Below are 20315 nucleotides of genomic sequence, written 5' to 3'. Positions count from 1 at the left end.
TAAATATTGGGCAGTCAGATAGCAGATTTCTGTATCTCATAGAATGATGCTAGGATATCGGATGTTGAGGAGAGAGAACATGGAAATTCAAAAATTACTTGCAGATGAACAGCCTCCAATGGAATTGCTTTTATTAGCGGACCCTTCACGGAAGCTGGTTGAGGAATATATTCAAAGAGGTCTATGCTATGTAGCTACTATGGATGATGAAATCATAGGTGTCTATGTTCTGCTGCAAACAAGACCTGAGACTGTGGAGATAGTAAATATAGCAGTTGATGAGCGGCATCAAGGCAGGGGAGTGGGTAGACAATTGGTGAACCATGCCATTGCAAATGCCAAGCTTCTTGGATTTAGAACGGTTGAAGTCGGCACTGGGAACTCTAGTGTAGGACAGCTGGCTCTCTATCAGAAATGCGGATTCAGAATTACCGGCGTTGATAGGGATTTTTTTATTAGACATTATAGTGAAGATATTTATGAGAATGGGATACAAGTTGTGGATATGATTCGTTTATCTCAGGATTTGTAGGCAGCCCTTCTTTTACTGTGTAAGCCTTTTCTCTCTTGCCCATTGCTGATAGAATGAAAATAGTGGAAAACACTATTAAAGCAATCCGAATGAAACTATCATGGACGTAAGTAATTTACAACTAATGAAGGGGAATAGGATATGAAACAGCTGAAATTAGGTATGGTCGGCAGCGGAGACATTAGCAATCGCTTTTTTGAGCAGGCGGCGAAGCTGGAGAATGTCACGTTTGTGGCTACCTGCGCAAAACGCTTGGAGAATGCGAAAAACAAGGCCGAGGCTTATAACGTAGCTCGCTGGTACGATGATTATATCCAAATGATGGACACCGAAGAACTCGATGCAGTTGTCGTAACAACTCCTCATTCTGTTCATGCTGAAGTTGTTTTGGCGGCGTTGGAAAGAGGTCTTCATGTTCTCAATGAAAAACCGATGGCTACCAGCTTTGATGATTGTAAAAAAATGGTTGAGCTTTCAGAGCAGAATAATAAAATTTTCATGAGCCTTCCCTATGATTTAAATCCAGCTTTTACTACAGCGCTTGAATTTATAAAAGAGGAAGTAATCGGTAAAATTACTGGTGCTGAGGCACAGCTTAACATTCCCGGTCCTGGTAGGGATAATTGGTACTATAATCGTGAAATTTCCCATGGCGGAGCAATTCTAGATTGTATGGTATATCCGATAAGTCGTTTAATTTCTCTACTCGGCCCCGCTCAGAGCGTTACGGCGGAGGTCAACACCTTAATTCCGAATCGAATTGTGAAGGGCGGCAAGGAAATACATAGCGATGTGGATGACAATGCCACTGTGATCGTAGAATTTGCGGGGGGGCAGCATGCCGTATTCCGTACATTGTGGGCAACCTCTTTTAATACGAACAATACGATAATTTATGGTCGCAAGGGTACTGTAGCTATCAATGATTGTGGATTTCCGTTAGTTGTCCATTCTCCCAATGTACCGATTCCAGATGCTGAGGAAGTGACTTGGCGCGGCGCAAAAGAATGCTATGTACCAAAGCTGCTGCCTTCTGCCAGCTCCGAGCAAAACATTATGAGCCATTTTATTCATTGCTTGAGAACCGGCGAGCAGCCGAAGCAGACAGCAAGGTTGCAGCTGCATGTGCATGAAATTATGTTCGCCGCGTATAAGTCGGCGGAAAGCGGGCAGCGCTATATGCTAACTACCACTTTCGAGCCTTGGCATAAGCTGGACACGGGAATATTTGATACGAAAAGTCAATTTATTTAATAGGATGCAGGAGTTCGGGAAATCGAGCTCCTGTTTTTTGCTAATTGAATAGTGTTATAAATTGAGGTTTGAAAAGAAAAAGAGCCTGCTGTAAACTGGGTCTTGAAACTGCAAGAAGGGACCTGAACTTATGAAGATGATTATTTTTATCGTATTGCTCCTCATGTACCCATTGTTTTTACATTGGATCAAGATTTCCGACCTCCGGGTCATTCCCTTGGTTGCCCCTTATGCGCTTGGGGTTTTGTCGATTACTATTATGCTGACGGGAATTACTGAATTCATAGTAGGAAAATTTAAGAAGAGATCCGATAAACAATAAAAAAGCGTTGAAATTTTAAACCGGCAGGTTTACAATAAAAGGCATAAAGTGTTCAGTAATGTAGTCAGTTGTTTTATAATATAGAACAAAAAATGCGGCGGAAGGAGATGAATGAATTTGTCAAATCAAAGCCCCAACACAGCTAGTAATCCTAAGCGTGATTTGATAGACCTTACGATCCCAGCTACAATGAAAGCCGCTTTAATGACGGCACCCCTTCAGATTTCAGTGGTCGAGCTGCCAGTTCCGGAAGTCGAACCTGACGAGGTATTGGTTAAAGTAATGGCTGTCGGTGTGTGCGGCTCTGATATCCATTATTATGAGCATGGCCGAATTGGTCCTTATGTTGTAAAGAAACCGATTATTCTCGGTCATGAATGCGCTGGTATTGTTGTAGCTTGCGGCGAGAAAGCCAATCGTTTCTCTCCGGGAGATCGAGTGGCCATCGAGCCAGGAGTTACTTGCGGTCGTTGTGACGCGTGTAAGCAGGGCAGGTATAATTTGTGCCCGGATGTACAATTCCTCGCTACGCCACCGGTTGACGGAGCTTTTGTACAGTATATAGCTCATCGCGAAGATTTTCTGTTTCCGATTCCCGATCATCTATCCTTCGAGGAAGCAGCCTTGAACGAGCCGTTTTCCGTAGGGATTCATGCTTTGAGGCGGGCGGGCTTCCAGCCTGGTCAGACTGTAGCGATTATTGGCATGGGGCCGGTAGGGCTGATGGCTGTCGCCGCAGCCAAATCATTCGGTGCAAGTCGAATACTTGTAAGCGATGTAGAAGTGAATCGTTTGAAAGCGGCTACATTGCTTGGGGCGACCGACATCTTATTGGCGGGAGACGATGCTTCGGCGGAAATTATCCGTTTGACGAACGGTGTGGGAGTGGATGTTGCATTAGAGACGGCAGGGCATCCAAGGGCGTTGAAGACCGCATTAAGCTCACTGCGCCGGGGCGGGAAGTTATCCATAGTTGGCCTGCCTCCTGTGGATGAGGTTGGAATGCAGGTTCCTTTTATTTGCGATAACGAGATTGATATTTACGGCATATTCCGTTATGCCAATACGTATCCGCAGGGGATTCAATTTTTATCATCGGGTTTAGTGGATATCCAGACGATGATCACGGACCGCTATCCATTAGAACAAGCTCAGGAAGCAATGGAAAGAGCACGGACGAACAAAGCGGGCAGTCTGAAGGTCATGGTTTATCCCAACCCTATAGCTTAAGGAGCCGACATGCCGATCATACAATCATTGGACCGTGCTTTGAACATATTGGATTTGTTCGATGAGCATACGAAGGAATTGAAAATTACCGAAATTAGTACCCGTATTGGACTGCATAAAAGCACGGTACATTCTTTGCTCAAAACGCTGCAAATGCACGGTTACATCGCTCAAGATTCAGACAGTGGCAAATACAAGCTAGGTTTGAAGCTGCTGGAGAAGGGCCAGCTGCTGCTACAAGGAATGGATATACGCGCGACAGCCCGTAAACATTTGGTATCACTATCCGAGCAAACCGGTCAAACGACGCATCTGGTCATTTTGGATGGCAAAGAAGGTGTTTATCTCGATAAGGTGGAAGGCGACAAAGCAGCGATTCGCTACTCCCGAATCGGACGCAGAGTACCTTTGCACAGCAGTGCAACAGGTAAAGCATTAATTGCCTTTCGCACAACTGAGGATATAGAGAAATTGCTGAATGGCTATCGTTATGTCCGGCAAACGGGATTTACTAAAACAGATAAAGAAAGCTTCGTTCATGAATTGGCCGACATTCGACTTCAAGGCTATGCGATAGACAATCAAGAGAACGAGCCCGGAGTTAGATGTGCTTCGGTTCCAATCTTCAATCATGCTGGAGATGTAGCGGCAGCGATAAGTATCTCTACGATGATTTCCGTTGTGGATGATGAGCAATTTCAACAATGCATTCGATTACTGTTAGACGAGGCTGCCCAAATTTCTCAGCTGCTAGGATATAAATCATGATAAGGCAGTTCATTTCCATTTGGTTTTTCTAAAACTTTCTATAGAACATTGGTCCACTATGAGAGGATGGTTGAGCATGAGGATTATTCGTTACAAGACAGCGGCTTCCCAGATCGTATTGGCTGCATTGACTGAGGAAGGCAAGCTGGTTGAGCTGCCACAGCAGGACTTTTTAAGCGTGGTAAAGCAGGCCCAAGAAGAAGGAAAGACTGTACTTCAGTACGTGCAATCCATTACTGATTCCAAGGAGGGCCTTCCTTACTCTATGGAGGAGCTTGATCTGTTAACACCTATTGAGGCGCCTGAAGTGTGGGCGGCGGGAGTTACCTACGAGAAAAGCCGTGAAGCCCGGAATTATGAAGCAACAGGCGGCAAGATGGATGCGAGCACATTTTACGACAAAGTATATGATGCGGTCCGCCCTGAAATATTTTTTAAATCGACAGCAGCTCGCACAGTAGGACCAGGACAAGGCGTGCAGCTTAGAAGCGATTCCGAATGGCAAATTCCTGAGCCAGAGCTTGCCTTAGTACTTGACAGCAGCGGTACAATCTTAGGCTACACGATTGGCAATGACATGAGCTGTCGCGATATAGAAGGTGAAAATCCACTCTATCTGCCTCAAGCGAAAATGTGGAAGCGCTCTTGCTCCATCGGTCCAGCCATTCTGTTAGCTGATTCCGTGGAGAACCCTTATGATTTTCAAATTGCATGCCGTATTTTCCGTGATGGGGAAAAGGTCGTAGAAGGCTCAGCGAGCACTAAGCAGCTGAAGCGGAAGCTCGATGAATTGGTTTCTTTCCTGAAGCGGGATAATGAGCTGTTCGAAGGTACGGTGTTACTCACAGGAACCTGCATCGTGCCGCCTAACGAATTCACGCTTGCGGGCGGAGATCGGGTAGACATCGAGATCAGTGGAATCGGTGTCCTATCGAATCCGGTTCTTGCCGCACAATAAAGGGTGCTTATTGATGATGTGAAGGGCGAATTAGCTGCAGAAATTCCAGTTAATCTTTACTCTTCCGACCTGCCAAACACTGATTTTGGATTTTATCCTTTAAAGTAAAAAACAACTCAAGGAGGAACAAACATGTCTACAGCAGTCAACGCACCAACGTATCAAAACTTTATTAATGGTGAATGGAGCCCATCCGTAAGCGGTGAAACCGTTTCAAGCATCAGCCCTGCGAATAAAAATGAAGTGGTCGGCTACATTCAATTATCTACAGCCGAGGATCTTGACCGTGCCGTACAGAGCGCTAAGCATGCGCAAAAAGCATGGAGAAAGCTCGCCGGTTCAGCCAGAGGGGAGTTTCTCTACAAGGCTGCCAATGTAATGGAGAAGCGGTTAAATGAGATCGCAGAAACGATGACTCGCGAAATGGGAAAAACGTTGCCTGAAGCTAAGGGAGAAACGGCGAGAGGCATCGCCATCCTGCGTTACTATGCAGGTGAAGGCATGCGCAAAGTCGGCGATGTGATTCCATCGACAGATGCTGATGCCCTTATGTTCACAACTCGTGTGCCTCTTGGCGTGGTCGGTGTAATTGCACCTTGGAATTTCCCGGTTGCGATTCCGATTTGGAAAATGGCTCCAGCCTTGATTTACGGCAATAGTGTAGTGCTAAAGCCTGCACAGGAAACAGCTGTCACAGCTTCTAAAGTCATCGAATGCTTTGCAGAAGCAGGTTTTCCAGCTGGTGTCGTCAATTTAGTCACAGGCAAAGGCTCTGTAATCGGACAAGGGCTTGCTGAGCATTCAGATGTGAGCGGGATTACCTTTACAGGCTCCAACCAGGTTGGTAAGCAGGTGGGGCAAGCAGCATTAGCGAGAGGTGCTAAATATCAGCTTGAGATGGGCGGCAAAAATCCGGTAATCGTTGCTGCGGATGCCGATCTTGATTTGGCGGTAGAAGGAACAATCAGCGGAGGACTCCGTTCGACTGGCCAAAAATGTACAGCGACTAGCCGTGTTATTGTACTAAGCGAAGTTTACGATGAATTTAGAGAAAAGCTGATGGCTAAGGTTCGTACGATTAAAGTTGGAAACGGGCTTGAAGGTGACACTTGGATGGGGCCATGCGCTAATGAAAACCAGCTGGAAACCGTACTTTCTTATATCCAAAAAGGAATTGAAGAAGGAGCTGTATTACTTCATGGTGGCGGCCGTCCTGAAGATCCGGCATTAGCCGATGGTTTCTTTGTAACACCGACCGTATTCGATAATGTTAATTCGTCGATGACCATTTCCAAGGAAGAAATCTTTGGACCTGTACTGGCTTTGATCAAAGTTGACACTATGGAGCAGGCGATTGAAGCAGCTAATGAAGTCGAGTTTGGACTGAGCGCCTCTATCTATACGGCAAGCATTAGCAATCTGCTTACCTTTATTCAGGACATGGAAGCTGGACTTGTAAGAGTGAATGCCGAAACTGCCGGTGTGGAGCTGCAGGCTCCGTTCGGTGGAATGAAGCAGTCGAGCTCACATTCACGCGAACAAGGACAAGCGGCAATTGAATTTTTCACTGCGATTAAGACAGTGTTTGTAAAAGCATAGCATGAGCTTGCGGTCACATTTACGTTCTCTTTTACGTGATGTGACCGTAATTTGTATAGAAGGACAAAGGAAAGGTGTGGATTGCGTTGACAGAGTCGTTACTCGGAATTATGGGTGCTTCGCAAGAAGATTTATATGAGATTCGAACTAAAGCTCCGGGCCCGGCAGGCTCTTTACCTCTAACTCGCGACATGCTTCTGAATGCTCCAAGCGGGGAGCTGTTCGGTCTTTCGCAAAATGTCGGAATGGGCTGGTCTCCCGAGCGACTTGGGGGAAAACAGTACCTAATTCTGAGCACTCAGGGCGGTATTCGCAAGGAGGACGGAACTCCAGTCGCTTTGGGTTATCATACCGGCCATTGGGAGGTAGGCCTGCTCATGCAGGCGGCCGCGTTGGAGCTCTCCGGCAGGGGAGGCGTCCCGTTTGCCGGATTCGTGAGCGACCCTTGTGATGGTCGCTCGCAAGGAACTGACGGCATGTTCGATTCCCTGCCGTACCGCAATGATGCAGCCATCGTATTCCGCCGCCTAATCCGTTCGCTCCCCACACGCAAAGGCGTGATCGGGGTCGCGACCTGTGATAAGGGGCTGCCGGCGATGATGCTCGCTCTGGCTGCGATGCACGAGCTGCCCTGCATCATTGTTCCCGGCGGGGTTACCCTGCCGCCGGAGCAAGGGGAGGATGCAGGGAAGATCCAAACCATTGGCGCCAGATATGCCAGCGGAGAGATGACGCTGGAGGAAGCGGCCGATCTGGGCTGTAGAGCCTGTGCGACGCCGGGGGGCGGCTGTCAGTTCCTCGGAACTGCCGCAACGGCACAGGTCGTTGCCGAAGCGATGGGGATGACGGTTCCGCATTCGGCCCTATCACCATCCGGCCAGCCGATGTGGGAGGAAGTAGCCCGGCAGTCTGCCCGGGCTGTAACTGCCATGGAGGCCAGAGGCCTCCGGATGAAGGACATACTTACGGATGGAGCAATCCGTAACGCTATGGTCGTACACGCAGCTTTCGGCGGTTCGACCAATCTATTGCTGCATATCCCGGCAATAGCACATGCGGCAGGACTTCATGTGCCAGATGTGCAAGACTGGACCGAGGTAAATCGCCGAGTTCCCCGTTTGGTAAGCGTGCTGCCTAATGGACCTGAATACCATCCGACGGTCAGAGTGTTTCTGGCTGGCGGTGTGCCGGAGGTTATGCTTCATCTGCGCCGTCTCGGGTTGCTGGACGAAACTGTCCTAACAGTTACAGGTGAAACGCTCGGAACGGTGTTAGACTGGTGGGAAGCAAGCGAGCGCAGACAGAAGGTACGTGAGCTGCTGGTTCAATTGGACGGAGTCGATCCAGATGACGTGATCATGAGCCCGGAGAAAGCTGAGAGCAGAGGGTTGACGTCTACGGTGACGTTCCCGACCGGTAACATCGCTCCTGAGGGTGCTGTGATTAAATCAACCTCCATAGATCGATCGGTACTGGATAGCGAAGGCGTTTATCGTCACAGGGGCAAGGCCAAAGTGTTTACGACGGAAAGAGCAGCCATTGCCTCGATCAAAACCGGCGGTATCCAAGCTGGAGATATTATGGTTCTAATCGGTCGCGGACCGTCTGGAACCGGAATGGAAGAGACGTATCAGCTGACATCGGCGTTAAAGCATCTCTCCTTCGGCAAGTATGTATCCTTAATTACGGATGCCCGTTTTTCCGGCGTGTCTACCGGTGCTTGCTTCGGGCATGTCGGTCCAGAGGCGCTGGCGGGAGGACCCATCGGTAAGCTGCGGGATGGCGACTTGATCGACATTGTAGTGGATACACACAAGCTGGAGGGAACGGTTCATTTTATCGGCAGCGAGGACCAGCCGGTCAGTCCAGAAGCTGGCGCTGAAATATTGGCTGCAAGGGAGCCTCATCCTGAGATGAAGCCGGACACGAAGCTGCCGGATGACACCAGGTTGTGGGCTGCGCTCCAAGCGGTAAGCGGTGGAACCTGGAAGGGCAGCGTCTACGATGTGGATCGAATTACTGCCGCCCTTGAGGCTGGTAAGAAAGCGTTAGGTTGGTAAGGAATTATTCTCATTTATAACAATTACAAAAAACTAGCGTGCAAATGCTGAATTTTACAATCTGGAATGATCACAAAAAGGTCGAGAACAGGTTATAAAAACAGACTTGTCACGCTATTTTTAGTTGGATTTTTAAATCTACAATTTAGGGGGAAGGCATTAAATCTGATAGAAAAAGCTTGAAAAGCCCATCCTTCATGGGTATTATCTTATTGATAACAACACTATAGCAGCAGAAAGAAAGGTAGAATAATTATGATATTCAGCAAAAATGACAAGCTAGTCATGATAGGCGATTCCATCACCGATACAGAGCGCAAAAGACCCTACGGAGAAGGTCGTGGTGATGCAATCGGCAAAGGTTATGTGGCTGCTGTTAGCGCTCTCATCAATTCCGTTTACCCTGAATTATCTATGCGGATCATCAATATGGGGATCAGCGGCAACACAGTGCGCAATCTTAAGGAACGTTGGCAGACCGATGTGATTGATTTGCAGCCTGACTGGGTATCCATTATGATTGGCATCAATGACGTCTGGCGTCAATACGATCAATCGGTAATCAAGGAAACCCATGTATATTTGGAAGAATACATAAGGACGCTGGATGAGCTAGTAAAATCAACAAAGCCTTTGGTGAAAGGGATCATCCTTTTTACTCCTTTTTATATCGAACCTAACGCTAATGATGCAATGCGGAAGACTATGGATGAATATGGCAGAGCGGTTAAGGAAATCGCGGCCTCTAATCAGACGAAGTTTATTGATGTTCAAGAGGCTTTTCAACCTGTTTTGGAGCATACCTATCCAGCTGAGCTGGCGTGGGATCGTGTTCACCCTAATATGACTGGGCATATGGTGTTGGCCCGCGCATTTTTGAAAGAAGTGGGCTTCGATTGGAATAAAGAGTAGCTCGAAAAGCCTGCGGTTTCTTCTTAATAGGAGAAATCGGCAGGTTTTTTTGCGCGATAATGGAAATAATTATTGGATAGTTGATATGTATACAAGTACACAAGTATAATGACTAATAATGAGCTATATAAGGAAGCGGGGGAACTTATGAAATTTGCCAACCTACAGTCGACTCGGCAAACCTTGGGTGAAAGAGCGTATGAATCGATTCGGGACGCCATAATCTCGCTTCAGTTTGAACCAGGGCAAATGATTTATGAAAATGAATTAGCGGCATCGCTTGGAGTCAGCAGAACTCCGATTCGAGAAGCTTTTCGTATGCTGCTGTCAGAGGAACTAATCGAGATTTTGCCGCAAAAGGGAGCAAAGGTCACCTTAATCTCTGAAACGAAGGTAGAGGAGACGCGTTTTGTTCGTGAGAGCTTGGAAACGGCCGCATTCCAGATCGTGGCACGAAAATGGGCGAATGATCAAGAGCCTTATATAAGTAGCGGGAAGCTAGTTGATCTCCTTATTGAACAGCAGAAGGATGCTGCTCAAAACAATGATGCTGTCTCGTTCCTGCAGCTGGACGAGTCGTTTCACAGGCACATTCTGGAGCTAAGCGGTAATCAGACCTTGTTGACGGTTGTCAATCATATGCGTGGTCATTTAAATCGGCTGCGTTTTTTGACGCTCAGACAGTTGAACAACATGCATGATTTAACGGATCAGCATCGACGGATATGGGCTGCAGTTCGAGCAAATGATGAGCAGCTAACTGGCGAACTATTACGTGTGCATTTAAGCCGATTGCCTGGGGAAATGGCTTCATTAAAAGGGCAGTTTGACACCTATTTTAGTTGAAGGTTTCGATGGAACAACCTATTCATGCCTCCCACCACTGTAGGGTAGCAGTGGACGAAAGCAAGCCAGCAACAGTAAGAGAGGCCGAAATCGTAACGGTTCTCTCAAGTAATAATTGTACTCTCGTCAGGTCCGTGATAAAATTTGAAGCAGCAAGAAAAGTTTCAGATCGAAAGAAAATGAGGAAATCCGTTGATGAATAAAGTTGAAGCGGAATTTAGCAATTTAGTGAAAGCGTTTCGAAAACGTCATATGGGCAAAGGGCCAAGAGAGATCCGGACCACCTTCTGTAAGTATTGGGCGATTTGTGAGATGGAGGGGAACCTCTCGCCTGTTGAAAAGTTCATAGCATCAGGAACGGATGGTAAGCAGGTTCTGCGTAATGCCAGAACAGAAATGGTTAAGGATATGTACCGTAATCACCCGCCTGTAGAGATGGAGCAGCTATTGGGAGCCAAATTTATCGAGCTGTTTGTAGATATTGATCTTGATAAAGACTTCGGGATGTCGATTTTCGTGTTCGATCAAAATATCCAGAGTAAGTTCTCTTAGGCATACTTTTATACAGCAGCCTGTTTTTAATAACGAATGTAGCAATCATCACCTTACAAAATGATACATGTGCCGTTGGCACTTAGCAGCGATCCTGCTCAAGACTAACAGCCGTAATAGACACTTTCTTTGTTGAACGATAACCAACAAACGAGGGCACGTCTGTTGCGGCTTTTTTCGTAGAAACAGGGGGCACTACATATATTTATGGAGGAGGAATTATCAATGGGAACAACCAAACATACGGGCCCCATTCGCCTGCCGAAGCAGCTGGACCCGAAGCTGTGGGTCAGTAAGGTTCCTTTTGGATTAGGCCAAATTAAGCCTCATCATATTAATGATACACTCAAGGTCGCGTGGGATAACCGCGACCAGCTGCCTTACGCTTACCGCATCCTGACCCAAGGGGTCTGTGATGGTTGCGCGCTAGGCGTGTCCGGCTTGTATGACCGGACACTGGAGGGGCCGCATCTGTGCACGACGCGGCTGAATGTGCTGCGGCTCAATACGATGCCGCCGATCAAGCCTGAGGTGCTGCACCAGGACATCTCCGCTCTGCGGAAGATGGACAGCACCGAGCTGCGCAAGCTCGGCCGGCTCCCGTATCCGTTGATCCGGCGCAAGGGCGAAACCCGCTTCTCCCGCCTATCGTGGGACGAAGCATTGGATTTCATCGCGGCCAAGATTCGCGCGATTGATCCCAAGCAGCTCGCCTTTTACCTTACCGCTCGCGGTATTACTAACGAGTCGTATTACGCTGCCGCTAAGGTAGCCCGACTCCTCGGAACCAACCATATCGACAATGCTTCACGGATTTGTCATTCTCCTTCCAAAACTGCTCTTAAGCGCTCCATAGGAATCGGAGCATCGAGCTGTAATTACAAAGACTGGATCGGCACCGATGTGCTTATCTTTTGGGGTAGTGTAGCTGCGAATAACCAACCGGTGTCAACCAAATATATGTACGCTGCGAAGCGCAAAGGAACTAAAATTATCGTAATTAACCCTTATTACGAGCCTTCGATGGAGAAATATTGGATTCCGTCCATTCCTGAGTCGGCGTTGTTCGGAACCAAGCTGACCGATGACTTCTATCAGGTTAACATCGGGGGAGATATTGCTTTCATGAACGGTGTCATGAAGCATTGGTTCCAAATGGAAGATCGGGTGCGAGGCTCCGCGGTAGATCATGAATTTATTCGCATGCATACCGGCGGCTATGAGGAGCTTAAAGCTCATGTGAAGAAGCAGGATTGGGAGCTTCTGGAGCGCTCCTCTGGGTTGAGTCGTGAGCGCATGCTCGAATTTGCGCAGCTGCTAGCCGGAGCGAAGTCAGCTGTGTTCGTCTGGAGTATGGGCTTAACCCAGCACCGCTTTGGCACGGATAATATTTCGCAGGTAGCGAACCTTGCGCTGCTGCGCGGCTTCCTCGGTAGAGCTCACTGCGGGCTGATGCCAATCCGCGGTCACAGCGGAGTGCAGGGCTCAGGCGAGATGGGGGCTGATCCGTTCAGTCTGCCGGGAGGTGAATTCAAACGTCCCGACATCGAGCGGATTGAACAAGCATGGGGCTTTAAGCTGCCTAGGTGGCAAGGAGATATAGTCGGTGTATCCTTAGAAAACGCGCAGCTGCCGAATGGTCATGAACGCAAGCTGAAGCTGTTTTATACATCAGGCGGCAACTTTCTGGAAACAATGCCTGATCCGGCTTTCGTAGAGCATTGCTTGGAAAGTGTTGAGCTTCGAGTTCATCAGGACATTGTATTGAACACATCAACACTGGCAGACGCCAAGGAAGCTGTAGTTGTGCTTCCGGCGATGACACGCTATGAACAGCCAGGAGGAGGAACATCGACTTCTACGGAGAGAATGGTCTACTTCTCGCCTCAAATCGATGGCCCGCGAATAGGGGAAGCACGGTCGGAGTGGGCGATTTATGCAGAGCTTGCCGCAAGGGTTAACCCAGCTTACAAGCGGCTGGTTGCTTTTGAAAGCGCTCAGGATATCCGCAGCGAGATTGCAGTGGCTGCGCCTTACTATGATGGTATTCAGCATCTAACCCAACGAGGTGATGTTTTTCAATGGGGTGGTGCCTGGTTGTGTGAGGGAGGAGCGTGTCCCACCCAGGATGGCCGTGGACGATTAATTCCTATCGAACAGCCTGAGCTTCGCAAGCCTGAAGGGCATTTCCGCGTAACTACGAGGCGAGGCAAGCAATTCAATTCCATGATTTACAGTGATATAGATCCGTTTAACGGGGCAGACCGCTACGATGTACTGTTGAATCCTGAGGACGCTAAGTCGATGGGGGTGAAGGAGGGCGATGCCATTGTCGTTTACAATCAATACGGTATGCTGCATGGAAGGGCTAAGACGGTGAGAGTTCAGACGGGGAATATTGAAGTGCACTGGCCGGAGGGCAACTCATTAATACCCAAAGGAGTGTATGAACCGCACGCCGGTATTCCTGAATATAATACGACAGCAATAGTAGAGAAAGCGGAAACGTTCCATGCCTTCAAAGATACCAAATATGTGGAGAAGCGGATTGCGGAATTGGAAACGGAAATGGAGTGATCGCGAGTGGATAAACCAGTCACAGTAGTATGGCAGATTACCAAATATATCGGTGGAGAACTGCAGCAGCAAGATGATGAGGTCGTGACCGAGTTTCCGCTTACCATCAAGCTGGACCGGGAGGAGTTTGCAACCATTGTATGTACTCCAACGGATTTGGAGGATCTGGTGATTGGTTTTCTTGCCTCCGAGGGGATCATTCGGTCAGCTTCAGAGCTGCGCAGCTTAAACATAGACGATAGCCGAGGGATAGCTGAAGTAGAGCTGGCTATTAAGCAGAACACCGCTAAGGATTGGGTGAACAAGCGATTTATTGGTTCCTGCTGCGGCAAAAGCAGACAGTTTTATTTTCATAACGATGCCCGTACGGCCAAAACCATTCCATTAGGAAACACCATCATTACTGCTCTGCAGTGCTTGGAGCTGATGCGTCAGCTTCAGCATGCTTCACTAGAGTTTCAGAGCACGGGCGGGGTTCACAATGCAGCACTATGCGATATGGAAGGGGTACTTATAACACGTACGGACATTGGCAGACATAACGCATTGGACAAAATTTATGGCTACTGCATTCGCAATCATATTCCACTAAAAGGAAAAATAATTGCATTCAGCGGCAGAATATCCTCGGAAGTGCTGCTAAAAACAGCTAAGATTGGTGCGGGCATTATACTTTCCAAATCGGCTCCAACGCAGCTTGCGCTGCAGCTTGCTGAGGAACTGGGCATTACGGTGATTGGTTTTATTCGCGGGCAAACTTTCAATGTGTACACTCATCCGGAGCGGATCAAGTAGCCCAGTGAAATTTAAGGGCTGAATTTCTACTCTCCCAAATATAAGCTTTGTTGTATGGACTATAATGCGAAATAAGCACAGTCCGGAAGGAATATGCCACTTATAACGGCTTATAAGGCGATATTTTTAAAATAGGTTAAGATCGGCTTATAGACCGTTATAGCTTTGAGAACGTATATTGAAAGAGTGGAAAATGACGTATAAAAATTATTCGAGTAGTCGGAGGAGATCATCTTATGAGTAAAGCAGAGATTACAGCCGCACTAAGCGGTTCCGTATGGACGCCTGATTTGGGCGACGGTACATTTCAAAATCCTATTGTGCATGCAGATTATTCGGACCCAGATGTAATCCGGGTGGGTGCTGATTTCTATATGACAGCTTCTAGCTTCTCGCATGTGCCGGGATTGCCTATCTTACATTCCAAGGACTTGGTCAACTGGACCATTATCAGCTATGCATTCGATCGGCTGGATTTGCCTGGTTATGATCTTCCCCAGCATGGTAAAGGAGTATGGGCTCCGAGTCTTCGTCATCACGACGGGAAATTCTGGATTTATTTTGGCGCACCGGATGAAGGTATTTACATGACCACAGCGGTTGATCCTCGTGGACCTTGGACGCCTCTACATAGGGTCAAGGAAGTGAAAGGCTGGATCGACACATGCCCTTTATGGGATGATGATGGACAAGCTTATCTGGTTCACGCGTTCGCTCACAGCCGCAGCGGTATCAAGCATAAGCTGCAGGTTTGTAAAATGAGTCAAGACGGCAAAACACTGTTGGACGATGGAGTTATTGTATTCGATGGAACGGTAAGTCACCCGACCTTGGAAGGACCTAAGATCTACAAACGCAATGGCTATTATTATTTGTTTGCTCCTGCAGGTGGAGTTCCGACGGGCTGGCAACTAATTCTACGCTCGCGAAGCATTTATGGCCCCTACGAGGAGAAAATTGTTCTCCATCAGGGCGACTCTATCATTAACGGACCGCATCAAGGCGGTTGGGTGGAGCTGGAGTCAGGCGAGTCCTGGTTTATTCATTTCCAAGACAAAGAAGCTTATGGACGTATAGCCCATCTTCAGCCCGTCCATTGGGTTGATGATTGGCCGCTAATGGGTATCGATACGAACGGTGATGGAATTGGCGAGCCGGTACTGCGCGCTAATAAACCGAATGTGGGTGGTAGTTGGCCAATTGCGGTGCCTGCTACGACGGATTATTTTGAAAGTGAAACGCTTGGTTTGCAGTGGCAATGGCAGGCTAATCCTCAAGATAGCTGGTATTCGCTAAGGGAGAAGCCAGGCTATCTGCGCTTACAAGCTTCGGCGCTTCCTGAAGGGGCTAATACACTCTATGACGCGCCGCAGCTGCTGATGCAGAAGTTTCCTGCCGAGGTATTTACGGTGACGACTAAGGTTGAGCTTCATTCAGTGCATCCTGCAGACCAAGCAGGTCTTGTGGTGTTCGGCTACACGTATGGAAGCTTGACGCTGCAGCAAACGGACGAAGGCTTGAAGGTAGTCATGCTGAGAGGCGAAGCCGGGAATGATTCCATCAATGAGCAAGTAGAAGCTAGTGCACAATTGAAGATCACTTCGGGTCCACTGTATTTGCGGGTTGCTGTTAGTGGAAATGCTCAGTGTCAGTTTAGCTACAGTATAGATGGCAAGGAGTTTCAGTCGATAGGAGCCAGCTTTCAAGCTCGCGAGGGCAGATGGGTTGGTGCTAAAGTGGGGCTTTATGCATTAGGCAGCACGGAAGCTTCTACAGCTTCTACAGGCTTTGCAGATTTCGAATGGATTACTTTTGAAAAATAGCGGATAAATTGAAAATAGAGAAAGCCCTTTATTCTTAGGAATGAGGGGCTTTTTTAGTGCGTGTGCCTAGCGACAATGAATTCGAGCAGTTAGAACCAAGGAAGAGGGGCATTCGGATGTCGGATTATATGTTAGATTACACCTGTATTGGGAAATTACTGAATAGTCCGTTGATTTTAGGAGCATAACAATAATTAAATGATAGTGAAATTAAGGGGAGTTTGGAATGAGCACAACGTTTCCGGCAGATCCAAGTATAGACAAGGAAGTATTTCATACCGTATTGTCGGATGATCTTGCTCGGAACGTCAGCTATTTAAAGACTTTGTTCTTAGATTGCGCTGATGTAATTTTTCATGATTTTAGTATGGACAGCGGTATGAAGGTATCCGTTTTGTATATCTTAGGCTTGGTGAACATAGAGCTTCTTGACGGGCATGTTATTGAGCCTCTTAAGAAATCCGGTTTGGACCTCTTCGAGTCTTTATTTAGGGCTAGAGAGCAAATAACCGTGTCAAATAGCAAAGAGCTTCAAACCATCGGTGAAATACTCCATGAGGTTCTAGCAGGTAGACCGGTATTGTTGATCGACTCGCTTCAAGGTGCGCTATCAATCGGGTTAACCCAATACGATAAACGGGCCGTCGAGGAGCCTTTGGCCGAGTCAGTCGTCCGTGGATCTCGCGAGGGTTTCATTGAATCCATGACAGTAAATACTTCCTTAATTCGAAGAAGGTTAAAGACACCTGCGTTAAAGTTCGTGTCGTTTAAAGTTGGCAGTTATTCGAAAACGGATATCACTGTTGCGTACATCCAAGGTATTGCGAAGCCGGAAATCATAAGTCAGGTATCGGAACGAATCTCGCAATTGGACATAGATAATGTGGCCGAGAGTGGGATCATTGAAGAATTGATCGAGAGCAACAACTATTCACCGTTTCCCCAACTGCAAACAACCGAGCGTCCAGACGTGGCAGTGGCATGTCTTATGGAAGGTCGAATTATTATTATTACGGATAACACACCTATGGTTCTCATTGCCCCGGCTACCTTCTGGTCGATGCTGCAATCACCCGAGGATTATTACCAGCGCTTCCTTATCGGGACCCTTATTCGTTGGCTTCGATATACATTTTTCTTAATCGCGATGCTTGCTCCGGCAATTTATGTAGCTGTTTTAACTTTTCATCAAGAAATGGTACCCACTACTCTGCTGCTTCGTATTGTCAAATCAAGAGAAGAAATACCATTTCCTGCGCTCGTGGAAGCTCTTATTATGGAAATTACATTCGAAGCGTTACGTGAAGCCGGGATTCGACTTCCTAGGCAGGTTGGATCTGCTGTCAGCATTGTCGGGGCGCTGGTTATCGGTCAAGCGGCCATACAAGCAGGGCTGGTTTCTGCGCCAATGGTGATGGTTGTAGCTATTACCGGGATATCATCATTTATGATGCCGCAATATCCAATCAGCATCGCTTTAAGAATGCTTCGATTTCCGATCATGATTTTTTCGGGATTATTAGGTTTATTCGGTCTTATCATGACTTTGTTGTTGATAATAAGCCATTTGTGTATTCTCCGTTCTTTCGGCGTTCCTTACCTGTCTCCATTGGCGCCGATATCTTTAAGTGGCATTAAGGATGTATTGATTCGTGCTCCTCTAAGTAAAATGAAATTTCGTCCAGCCTTTTTTGCCCAAGGCAACATGAAAAAACAGGGTAACAAACCGGATGGACGAGAATGAATGTAAGAGATATATGAAGAGGAGGAGGGATATGAGGTTAGGCTTATTCTTCATATTACTAATACTTCTGTCACTGCTTTTGGCAGGCTGCTGGGATCGGATAGAGGTCAACGATATGGCCTTAATCATATCCGCAGGGATTGATAAAAGCGAGGACGATCAGATTGAATTGACCGTACAAGTGTTTATACCGAATCCGACCGGCGCAGGATCAGAGGGAAGTGGAGGTGGAGGGGAGGGCAATGTTTACACCATGTCAGCTAAGGGCAGATCAATGGCTGATGCTTTAACTGATTTGCAAAAGAAGCTTCCGCGCTATTTTTCTTGGGGGCATGCAAAAGCTTATTTTTTTGGCGAAGCATTGGCCCGGCAAGGTATGTATAACGAGTTCGATTTCTTATTTAGGGATATTCAACCACGGGAGCAGGCTAATTTTTTTGTGTGTAAAGGGTCAGCCAAGAAGCTTCTAGAATCGCAAAATGACCCCAACACTTATGAAACCTTAATTAAGCTTTCTCAGAAGCCAACGACGCGTTCTTCAACAATGCACGAGGTAGAGGAGTTGTTTAGCGGAGAATCCGGAGCCTTCTTACTTCCTGTTGCCTCCTTAACCTCAATGATCTCTAATCGATCTGAAAAGTCTATACTTTCTGTCGATGGGATGTCAGTTATCCAAAGGAAAAAGCTTGTGGGTTTTTTAAGCAGTCGGTCTCAAATAGGAATCCGGATATTAAAACATGCAGAGCTTGGCCGAAATATCACCATAACAAGAAAGGAGGACGGAGGAGAAATTGTAATAAGGGTCATTAACAGCAAGGTTCGCATGCTTCCATCTATTGAGAATGGTAAATGGAAAATGAGAGTGAAATTGAAGCTGGATGCTGATGTGGTACAAAATTCGACCACCCTTATTATAGCGAACGGGTCTAACAATCTGAGAAAGATAGAGGGACCGTTCAATGAGGAAATAAAGAAATTGATGGAAAATACAATGGATCAGCTGCAAAAAGAGCTAAAAACGGATGTTGTCGGCTTTGCCCGGGCCTTTCACAAAAAATATCCGCATGAGTGGAAGAAAGTAAAAGAGAATTGGAACTCTGTTTTCCAAACGGTTGATGTTCAGTTAGAGGTGAATAGCACAATCCATAGACCCGGAATATCCAACATCCCGGAATTGTCCAATCGTCGAGGTAGAAATGAGGGAATACAATGAATGATATGGCGTTAACAAACCGGCAAATATTTTGGATGATGGTAAGCATGCAGATCATTATGACCATTCTTCTCACCACCTCCCCGGCTATTCGAATAGCTCAACAGGATGCATGGATTTCTAGCGTATTGTCAACGGGGATAGGTATCACCATTGCTTTTATTTGCGGGAAGCTCTGTGCGATTTTTCCAGGTCAAACCTTAATTGAATATAGCCGAGTTCTATTAGGTAAATGGCTGGGCGGATTTATTGCTGCTTTGTATATCTTGTTCTGGATTCTCACCCTCGCGGTTATATTAAAACAATTCAGTTTGTTCATTACCGGCACGATTATGCCCAAAACCCCGGTACCTGTCATTGAAATCTTAATGCTTATCATCGTACTGTATCCTACATTACACGGGATAGGTGTTATTGCCCGTATTTGCGAATTGACAGGGCCGATTATTTTGGTTGGTGTTGTAGGGCCTATGTTTTTAGGTATCAATGAGATGGAGTGGGATCGATTGCTTCCGGTATATTCGGATAGCGGCTATATGGTAATAATGAAAGGTGCGCTCCCAGCAGCAACTTTCTTAGGTGATTGCGTTATGCTCCTGATGCTTATATCTTTTGTAGCCTATCGCAAGCATACTGTTCGCCATGCGGTTGGAGGCGTTATGCTCTCGGGTATGCTTGCCTTAATATCCGTAATTGTCAGTATCATCATGTTTGGTCCTAACGTTGCTGCAAGTTATCCGTATCCGATGTTAATGATTGTTCGTTCAATATCCATCGGGGGAATTATTGAAAATTTGGACGCTATCGTTATTACGGTCTGGATAATGAGCATTTTTACAAAGTTGGCTTTATATTTATTTGTTGCAAGCTACGGAACTTCACAGCTTTTGGGCATGAAGGATTGGAGAAAAACCGTATGGTTTATAGCAGTTGTTGCAATGATTATGGCTCTAATACCTCTAAACTATGAGGAAATATCCGTCATTTTCCCCCGAAAAATAGCTATTCCCTATTTGTTTCCTGTGTTTATGGCGGGAGGACCGCTTTTCCTGCTTATTCTAGCGCTTATTAAGCGCAAAAAAATGGCAGCACCTGCACCCTAACAGGCATTGGATCAAGGAGGCAAATCT

Annotated in this window: 17 protein-coding genes; all 17 read left to right on the top strand. The window is 46.9% G+C overall.

Translation table 11 applies throughout. The features are described 5' to 3' along the window. Positions 1–79 precede the first annotated feature (79 nt). The 17 genes from GC093_RS33485 to GC093_RS33405 all read left to right on the top strand — a co-directional run bounded on the left by GC093_RS33485 (position 80) and on the right by GC093_RS33405 (position 20288). Positions 80–532, top strand: a complete 453-nt coding sequence (locus GC093_RS33485) for a GNAT family N-acetyltransferase (protein WP_171656295.1) — start codon at positions 80–82, stop codon at positions 530–532. 141 nt (positions 533–673) lie between these two features. Beyond that, positions 674–1786: a Gfo/Idh/MocA family protein gene (locus tag GC093_RS33480; protein ID WP_171656293.1), complete on the top strand. Its 1113-nt coding sequence runs from the start codon at positions 674–676 to the stop codon at positions 1784–1786. 130 nt (positions 1787–1916) lie between these two features. Continuing rightward, positions 1917–2108, top strand: coding sequence for a hypothetical protein (locus tag GC093_RS33475; protein WP_171656292.1), 192 nt, complete (start codon positions 1917–1919; stop codon positions 2106–2108). A gap of 111 nt (positions 2109–2219) precedes the next feature. Next, positions 2220–3338 carry a sorbitol/xylitol/iditol dehydrogenase GutB gene (gene gutB / locus GC093_RS33470; protein WP_216624996.1) on the top strand — a complete coding sequence of 373 codons (1119 nt, stop codon included), beginning with the start codon at positions 2220–2222 and terminating at the stop codon, positions 3336–3338. Positions 3339–3347: 9 nt separating this feature from the next. Further along, positions 3348–4106 (top strand): IclR family transcriptional regulator, encoded by a 759-nt coding sequence (locus tag GC093_RS33465; RefSeq protein ID WP_171656291.1) that lies wholly within the window; start codon positions 3348–3350, stop codon positions 4104–4106. 76 nt (positions 4107–4182) lie between these two features. Next, positions 4183–5064, top strand: a complete 882-nt coding sequence (locus GC093_RS33460; RefSeq protein ID WP_171656290.1) for a fumarylacetoacetate hydrolase family protein — start codon at positions 4183–4185, stop codon at positions 5062–5064. A gap of 132 nt (positions 5065–5196) precedes the next feature. After that, positions 5197–6663 carry an alpha-ketoglutaric semialdehyde dehydrogenase GucD gene (gucD, locus tag GC093_RS33455; RefSeq protein ID WP_171656289.1) on the top strand — a complete coding sequence of 489 codons (1467 nt, stop codon included), beginning with the start codon at positions 5197–5199 and terminating at the stop codon, positions 6661–6663. A 110-nt stretch (positions 6664–6773) separates the two neighbouring features. After that, entirely contained in the window at positions 6774–8723 is a 1950-nt protein-coding gene (locus GC093_RS33450) for a YjhG/YagF family D-xylonate dehydratase (RefSeq protein WP_171656450.1), read from the top strand. A gap of 255 nt (positions 8724–8978) precedes the next feature. Continuing rightward, positions 8979–9635 carry an SGNH/GDSL hydrolase family protein gene (locus GC093_RS33445; protein WP_171656288.1) on the top strand — a complete coding sequence of 219 codons (657 nt, stop codon included), beginning with the start codon at positions 8979–8981 and terminating at the stop codon, positions 9633–9635. 147 nt (positions 9636–9782) lie between these two features. After that, on the top strand, positions 9783–10481 hold the full coding sequence (locus GC093_RS33440) for a GntR family transcriptional regulator (RefSeq protein ID WP_171656287.1): 699 nt from the start codon (positions 9783–9785) through the stop codon (positions 10479–10481). A 195-nt stretch (positions 10482–10676) separates the two neighbouring features. Then, complete coding sequence (locus GC093_RS33435; protein WP_171656285.1) at positions 10677–11033, top strand: Na-translocating system protein MpsC family protein; 357 nt, start codon at positions 10677–10679, stop codon at positions 11031–11033. Between the two features lie 225 nt (positions 11034–11258). After that, complete coding sequence (locus GC093_RS33430; RefSeq protein WP_171656284.1) at positions 11259–13610, top strand: FdhF/YdeP family oxidoreductase; 2352 nt, start codon at positions 11259–11261, stop codon at positions 13608–13610. 6 nt (positions 13611–13616) lie between these two features. Further along, positions 13617–14405 (top strand): formate dehydrogenase accessory sulfurtransferase FdhD, encoded by a 789-nt coding sequence (gene fdhD, locus GC093_RS33425; RefSeq protein WP_171656283.1) that lies wholly within the window; start codon positions 13617–13619, stop codon positions 14403–14405. Positions 14406–14641: 236 nt separating this feature from the next. After that, entirely contained in the window at positions 14642–16228 is a 1587-nt protein-coding gene (locus GC093_RS33420) for a glycoside hydrolase family 43 protein (protein ID WP_171656282.1), read from the top strand. A gap of 226 nt (positions 16229–16454) precedes the next feature. Then, on the top strand, positions 16455–17972 hold the full coding sequence (locus GC093_RS33415; RefSeq protein ID WP_171656281.1) for a spore germination protein: 1518 nt from the start codon (positions 16455–16457) through the stop codon (positions 17970–17972). 31 nt (positions 17973–18003) lie between these two features. Then, positions 18004–19185: a Ger(x)C family spore germination protein gene (locus GC093_RS33410; RefSeq protein WP_171656280.1), complete on the top strand. Its 1182-nt coding sequence runs from the start codon at positions 18004–18006 to the stop codon at positions 19183–19185. Continuing rightward, the gene (locus GC093_RS33405; RefSeq protein ID WP_171656279.1) at positions 19182–20288 is read left to right on the top strand and encodes a GerAB/ArcD/ProY family transporter; all 1107 of its coding nucleotides are present in this window, start codon (positions 19182–19184) and stop codon (positions 20286–20288) included. The genes GC093_RS33410 and GC093_RS33405 overlap by 4 nt, the downstream gene beginning before the upstream one ends. The last annotated feature ends 27 nt before the right edge of the window (positions 20289–20315 follow it).

This window comes from Paenibacillus foliorum (assembly GCF_013141765.1).
GTDB classification, from domain to species: Bacteria; Bacillota; Bacilli; order Paenibacillales; family NBRC-103111; genus Paenibacillus_S; species Paenibacillus_S foliorum.
The sequence above is the reverse complement of the archived record's forward strand: the minus strand, read 5'-3'. Positions and strand labels throughout refer to the sequence as shown.

Excerpts from the sequence above, each read along its gene's own strand:
- gutB (WP_216624996.1), top strand. The coding sequence starts at position 2,220 with ATGAATTTGTCAAATCAAAGCCCCAACACAGCTAGTAATCCTAAGCGT.
- GC093_RS33460 (WP_171656290.1), top strand. The coding sequence starts at position 4,183 with ATGAGGATTATTCGTTACAAGACAGCGGCTTCCCAGATCGTATTGGCT.
- GC093_RS33420 (WP_171656282.1), top strand. The coding sequence starts at position 14,642 with ATGAGTAAAGCAGAGATTACAGCCGCACTAAGCGGTTCCGTATGGACG.
- GC093_RS33440 (WP_171656287.1), top strand. The coding sequence starts at position 9,783 with ATGAAATTTGCCAACCTACAGTCGACTCGGCAAACCTTGGGTGAAAGA.
- GC093_RS33475 (WP_171656292.1), top strand. The coding sequence starts at position 1,917 with ATGAAGATGATTATTTTTATCGTATTGCTCCTCATGTACCCATTGTTT.
- gucD (WP_171656289.1), top strand. The coding sequence starts at position 5,197 with ATGTCTACAGCAGTCAACGCACCAACGTATCAAAACTTTATTAATGGT.
- GC093_RS33410 (WP_171656280.1), top strand. The coding sequence starts at position 18,004 with ATGAGGTTAGGCTTATTCTTCATATTACTAATACTTCTGTCACTGCTT.
- GC093_RS33445 (WP_171656288.1), top strand. The coding sequence starts at position 8,979 with ATGATATTCAGCAAAAATGACAAGCTAGTCATGATAGGCGATTCCATC.
- GC093_RS33480 (WP_171656293.1), top strand. The coding sequence starts at position 674 with ATGAAACAGCTGAAATTAGGTATGGTCGGCAGCGGAGACATTAGCAAT.
- GC093_RS33430 (WP_171656284.1), top strand. The coding sequence starts at position 11,259 with ATGGGAACAACCAAACATACGGGCCCCATTCGCCTGCCGAAGCAGCTG.
- GC093_RS33465 (WP_171656291.1), top strand. The coding sequence starts at position 3,348 with ATGCCGATCATACAATCATTGGACCGTGCTTTGAACATATTGGATTTG.
- GC093_RS33450 (WP_171656450.1), top strand. The coding sequence starts at position 6,774 with ATGGGTGCTTCGCAAGAAGATTTATATGAGATTCGAACTAAAGCTCCG.
- GC093_RS33485 (WP_171656295.1), top strand. The coding sequence starts at position 80 with ATGGAAATTCAAAAATTACTTGCAGATGAACAGCCTCCAATGGAATTG.
- GC093_RS33415 (WP_171656281.1), top strand. The coding sequence starts at position 16,455 with ATGAGCACAACGTTTCCGGCAGATCCAAGTATAGACAAGGAAGTATTT.
- GC093_RS33435 (WP_171656285.1), top strand. The coding sequence starts at position 10,677 with ATGAATAAAGTTGAAGCGGAATTTAGCAATTTAGTGAAAGCGTTTCGA.
- GC093_RS33405 (WP_171656279.1), top strand. The coding sequence starts at position 19,182 with ATGAATGATATGGCGTTAACAAACCGGCAAATATTTTGGATGATGGTA.